Raw genomic sequence first — 4,510 nt, forward strand, 5'->3', positions numbered from 1 at the left:
GATCTGCGTCGTCATTGATGTGCCCTCAGCTCGGCTCATGTGGAACCATCATGGCATACGAGATGCCGCTGGGTGGGGGGCATCCACCGCATCAGTTCACACGCCGCGTAACTATCGAAAATCGGCGTTCGGCAGACCCGGCGCGGTTCATTGGCATCTCCGTTCTTCAGGATCGCGCGCTTTGCAGTATGCTTGTGCCGAGAAAGACGAGGGCTGCGACGCAGACGATGGATGGGCCCGCGGGCGTGTCGAGCGCGTAGGCTGATTGCAGGCCGATAACGGCGGATGCGCTGCCGATGGCCGCAGCGGTCAGCGCCATCTGCTCGGGCGTGCGTGAGAGTGGCCGGGCGGCCGCGGCGGGAATGATCAGCATGGCCGCGATCAAGAGCACGCCGACGACCTTGATCGCGACGGCCACGGTGATGGCGAGCGACAATGTCAGGACGAGCTGTTCGCGCTTCGGGTCGATCCCGCTGGCATAGGCAAGTTCCGAGCTGATGGTAGAGGTGAGTAGCGCCGACCAGCGCCAGCCGATCAGCCCGACAACCAGCGCTGCACCGCCCCAGATCACCGCCAGATCGCCGCGTGACACGGCGAGAATGTCGCCAAAGAGATAGGCCATCAGGTCAATACGGATACCGGACAGGAAAGACACGGCGACCAATCCGAACGCCAGCGCCGAATGCGCCAGAACGCCAAGCAGCGTGTCCATCGCATAGCCGCGTCCCGTGAGCACGGTCACAAGCAGCCCCATCGCAAGCGCCACGGCCACGCTTCCAGCAAAGATGGACATCTGCAAAGCCAGCGAGAGGGCCACGCCGAGGATCGCGGCATGCGCCGTGGCGTCGCCGAAATAGGCCATGCGCCGCCAGACCACGAAGCTGCCCAAGGGGGCGGCCGCAAGGGCCACGCCGACACCTGCCAGCGCGGCACGGGTCATGAAATCATCCAGCATTATTCGGCGGCCTCGGTCTGTGTGTCCTGCGGCGCATGGCCATGCGCGCAGGTTTCGTCATGAATGTGGTCATGCTCGTGCCGGTAGAGGGCCAGCGCGCCACCGGTGCCGGTGCCGAACAGCGCGCGGTATTCCGGTGCGGCAGAAACGGTCTCGGGTGTGCCCTGGCAACAAACATGGCCATTGAGACAGATCACCCTGTCCGAGGCCGCCATCACCACATGCAACTCGTGGCTGATCATCAGGATGGCACAGCCGGTGGCTTGCCGGACTTCCTCGATCTGCTGGTAGAAGGCGGCAGAACCGGGCTGATCGAGCCCCTGCGTGGCTTCATCGAGCAAGAGCAGGTCCGGTTTGTTGATCAGCGCCCGCGCCAGAAGAACGCGTTGGAACTGGCCGCCCGACAGGGCGGACATCTGGCGGTTTGACAGGTCCGGCACGCCGGCATGTCTCAATGCGGCGGCGCCAGCCGCGCGCGTGGTGCCCCCGGGCAGGCGCAGGAACCGGTCCACCGTGATGGGCAGGGTCGGGTCGATATGCAGCTTCTGGGGGACGTAGCCAATGCGCAGCCCCGGTTTACGGGTGATCCGCCCCGATGATGGGCTGGCCGCGCCAATCAGCAACCGCAGCAACGTTGTCTTTCCAGAGCCGTTGGGCCCGACGATCGTTACGATCTCGCCCGGATCTACCGCGAGTGACACGTCACGCAATACCCGGTTCGCGCCATAGCTGACGCTGACAGTCTTCGCCGTGATCAGGGTCATCCGTCGGCCTTTTCCACGCAAGCAGGGCAGATGCCCTCGGCCTCGACCACGGTCCGTTCGATCCTGAAACCCGTGCTCCGTGCCGCCTGTCCCAATGCGCCGCGCGCCGGAGAGGATTGCGCCTCGGCCACCGAGTCGCAGATCCGGCAGATCATGAAGGCAGGCGAGTGATTGGCCCCCGGATGGGCGCAGGCGATGAAGGCGTTGAGGCGTTCGATCTTGTGCGCAAAACCGTTGGCGACAAGGAATTCAAGCGCCCTGTAGGCCACGGGTGGCTGGGAGCCGAACCCGGCGTCGCGCAACCTGTCGAGCATTTCGTAGGCGCCAAGCGCGCGGTGCTCCTGCAAGAGGACTTCCAGCGCCTTGCGGCGCACCGGCGTGAGCCGTAGCCCTTCCGCCTGGCAATGCGCCTCGGCCGCCGCGAGCCCGGCGCTGATGCATGCCCCGTGATCATGTTTGTCAAAGCCGATCGGGTCGCTCGGCGCGGTCTTTCCTGCTTGGGCGGCGCTTGTCATGGCATCTCACTTCCTGTACCCGGTTTGTGATGTTATATAATCACATGGAGCCGGATATGTCCAGAAACCTCGTTCCCCTGTCTGTCGCCGCGTCCCTGCTTGGTGGCACGGCCATGGCAGACGTGCCAAACGTGGCTGCCGATATCGCCCCCGTTCATTCCCTGGTGGCGCGCGTGATGCAAGGGGTGGGCGAGCCCTCGCTGATCGTGGCTCCGGGGGCAAGCCCGCATGAGTACAACCTTCGCCCCTCCGAGGCCGGCGCTTTGCAGGAGGCTGACCTTGTCTTCTGGGTAAGCCCGGATCTGACACCTTGGCTGGACGATGCGATAGAAACACTGGCGGGCGACGCAACGGTCACGGAATTGCTTGAGGTCGATGGAACGACGGAGCTGCCGTTCCGGGAAGGCGCGTTGTTCGAGGCGCATTCCCACGGGGACGAGGGCCACGACGACCATGACCATGAGGCGCATGATCACGACGACGCGCATGACGACCATGATCACGACGACCACGCGCATGACGAAGATCACGACCACGCGCATGACGAGCATGATCACGATGATCACGCGCATGACGAAGATCACGACGGGCATAATCATGAGGAGCATGCCGAGGAAGCGGGACATGATCATGACGACCACGACCACGGGGACCACGACCACGAAGATCACGCCGATCACGGGCATGGCGGCCACGACCATGGGGACCATGATCCCCACGCCTGGTTGTCGCCCGACAACGGTGCAGTCTGGCTGAACGCCATCGCAGCCGAGCTTTCCGCAGCCGATCCGGACAATGCGGGCGCCTATTTCGCCAATGCAGCAGCAGGGCGTGAGGAACTGGCCGCATTGGGCGCCGAGATCAACGGCATTCTCGATCCGGTGCGGGGCCGCAACTTCATCGTCTTCCACGATGCCTACCAGTATTTCGAGGCGGCGTTCGACTTTCCTGCCTCGGGCGCGATCTCCGTCTCCGATGCCTCTGACCCCAGCCCGGCCCGGATCGCCGAGATCCAGGCGCGTGTTGCAGAGCAGGGCGTGACCTGCGTGCTGTCGGAACCGCAATACGATCCCGGTATCGTCGACGCGGTGATGGACGGATCAGAGGCGAACACCGGCGTGCTCGATCCGCTGGGCTCCGACCTCGAGCCCGGCCCGGACCTCTACGGCAACGTCCTTCGCAACCTCGCCACGGCCTTGGCCGATTGCCTCTAAGACCTTGCAAAGCGTGCTGCCGATTTGCCTCGGCGGCACGCAATACACTGCCGATCTTATGGGACAAGGCGTCGGCAGGCACAGCCGCGATTGGCGGAGCTAAACGGTGATCACGTCAAGATCGGCTTCGGTGATCGCAGCGACCGGTCAATGGACTAGGAATCCGCGCCGGACCATGTCGAGGCCCAGAATTGTGATCTGCCTTGCCGGACCCGGGCACTCGGGGTCATCGCAAGGCACCTCGACGACCGAGACAAGAGCATTGGCTCCGAGCCGCGATCTTTCTCGGACCATACGTTTCACGCGCTGCACGTGCCAGAGCATGGCTGCCCTGTCGTGCATGTCCGAGGCAAGGCTCACAGCCGCGTGGGGTTGGGCACGTCGCCGTAGGTGGCGACCGGGTCGAACGCCTTCCCGTTTTCGTTGAAGGTCAATGCGTGTCCAGCCTGTTCAGCGGTCGGTATCGTCCTGTAGAAACACGACCGATAGCCGAGATGGCAGGAGGCACCAGCGCCGCCAACGTCGACCCGCAGCCAGATCGCGTCCTGATCATCGTCGCTCCGCGACTCAACGACCGTCTGGACAAGTCCGGATGTTGCGCCCTTCCGCCACATCTCTTGTCGGGATCGACCGAAGTAATGCGCCTCGCCGGTGTCAAGCGTCCGGCGCAGCGCGTCGGCATTCATCCAGCCCAGCTTCAGAACCTCGTGGCTGGTGGCGTCGGTGGTGACCTGCTCCCCTAAATAGTCTTCGATTTGAGATTAGCCTGTTCTCCAACTGCTCTGCTCCCCGACGTTGGACCGCCGGAAGCTGGATTTTCCCGGCTGTTTCACGATGACGGGCTGGTGACGTCATCGGGATAATGCATGGCAATCGGGACGTTGTATCCGATCGCGCTGTGGGGACGATCCTCGTTGTAGTGTCTACGCCAATCTTCCAACTTTTCCTGAGCGTCGGCAAGGCTTGGACCTGTCCCGTTTTTGTGCCGCGCCAGGTGCTCGTTTAGGCCACTTTTCTTTCGAAGACGACGGGGCTTTTGCAGCCCAAAGCTGAGTGTCTCCG

Annotated in this window: 6 protein-coding genes; 1 reads left to right on the plus strand and 5 read right to left on the minus strand. The window is 63.4% G+C overall.

Annotated features, from left to right (window positions below):
* Nucleotides 1-166 precede the first annotated feature (166 nt).
* The 3 genes from AVJ23_RS21755 to AVJ23_RS21765 are packed head-to-tail and all read right to left on the minus strand — an operon-like array spanning nucleotide 167 to nucleotide 2,234.
* A complete protein-coding gene (locus AVJ23_RS21755) occupies nucleotides 167-955 on the minus strand; it encodes a metal ABC transporter permease (protein ID WP_058864338.1) in 789 nt (262 codons plus the stop codon).
* Nucleotides 955-1,719 carry an ATP-binding cassette domain-containing protein gene (locus AVJ23_RS21760; protein ID WP_058864339.1) on the minus strand — a complete coding sequence of 255 codons (765 nt, stop codon included), beginning with the start codon at nucleotides 1,717-1,719 and terminating at the stop codon, nucleotides 955-957. Before AVJ23_RS21760 ends, AVJ23_RS21755 begins: the two co-directional genes overlap by 1 nt.
* Nucleotides 1,716-2,234, minus strand: a complete 519-nt coding sequence (locus tag AVJ23_RS21765) for a helix-turn-helix domain-containing protein (RefSeq protein WP_058864340.1) — start codon at nucleotides 2,232-2,234, stop codon at nucleotides 1,716-1,718. Before AVJ23_RS21765 ends, AVJ23_RS21760 begins: the two co-directional genes overlap by 4 nt.
* A 56-nt stretch (nucleotides 2,235-2,290) precedes the next feature.
* On the opposite strand from AVJ23_RS21765, the gene AVJ23_RS21770 reads away from it, so the two are divergent.
* Nucleotides 2,291-3,448: a zinc ABC transporter substrate-binding protein gene (locus AVJ23_RS21770; protein WP_058864341.1), complete on the plus strand. Its 1,158-nt coding sequence runs from the start codon at nucleotides 2,291-2,293 to the stop codon at nucleotides 3,446-3,448.
* 356 nt (nucleotides 3,449-3,804) lie between these two features.
* On the opposite strand, the gene AVJ23_RS21775 is transcribed toward AVJ23_RS21770, so the two are convergent.
* Together AVJ23_RS21775 and AVJ23_RS23430 are read right to left on the minus strand one after the other, a co-directional pair.
* Nucleotides 3,805-4,134, minus strand: coding sequence for a phosphoribosyl-AMP cyclohydrolase (locus AVJ23_RS21775; RefSeq protein ID WP_084794873.1), 330 nt, complete (start codon nucleotides 4,132-4,134; stop codon nucleotides 3,805-3,807).
* 143 nt (nucleotides 4,135-4,277) lie between these two features.
* On the minus strand, nucleotides 4,278-4,510 hold a 233-nt coding region (locus tag AVJ23_RS23430), incomplete at its 5' end, for an integrase core domain-containing protein (RefSeq protein ID WP_240484774.1).

Origin of the sequence: Pseudoponticoccus marisrubri (genome assembly GCF_001482405.1) — a bacterium.
GTDB classification, from domain to species: domain Bacteria; phylum Pseudomonadota; class Alphaproteobacteria; order Rhodobacterales; family Rhodobacteraceae; genus Pseudoponticoccus; species Pseudoponticoccus marisrubri.

Coding starts and splice junctions, on each gene's coding strand:
- AVJ23_RS21755 (WP_058864338.1), bottom strand. CDS start 955: ATGCTGGATGATTTCATGACCCGTGCCGCGCTGGCAGGTGTCGGCGTG.
- AVJ23_RS21760 (WP_058864339.1), bottom strand. CDS start 1,719: ATGACCCTGATCACGGCGAAGACTGTCAGCGTCAGCTATGGCGCGAAC.
- AVJ23_RS21765 (WP_058864340.1), bottom strand. CDS start 2,234: ATGACAAGCGCCGCCCAAGCAGGAAAGACCGCGCCGAGCGACCCGATC.
- AVJ23_RS21770 (WP_058864341.1), top strand. CDS start 2,291: ATGTCCAGAAACCTCGTTCCCCTGTCTGTCGCCGCGTCCCTGCTTGGT.
- AVJ23_RS21775 (WP_084794873.1), bottom strand. CDS start 4,134: ATGAATGCCGACGCGCTGCGCCGGACGCTTGACACCGGCGAGGCGCAT.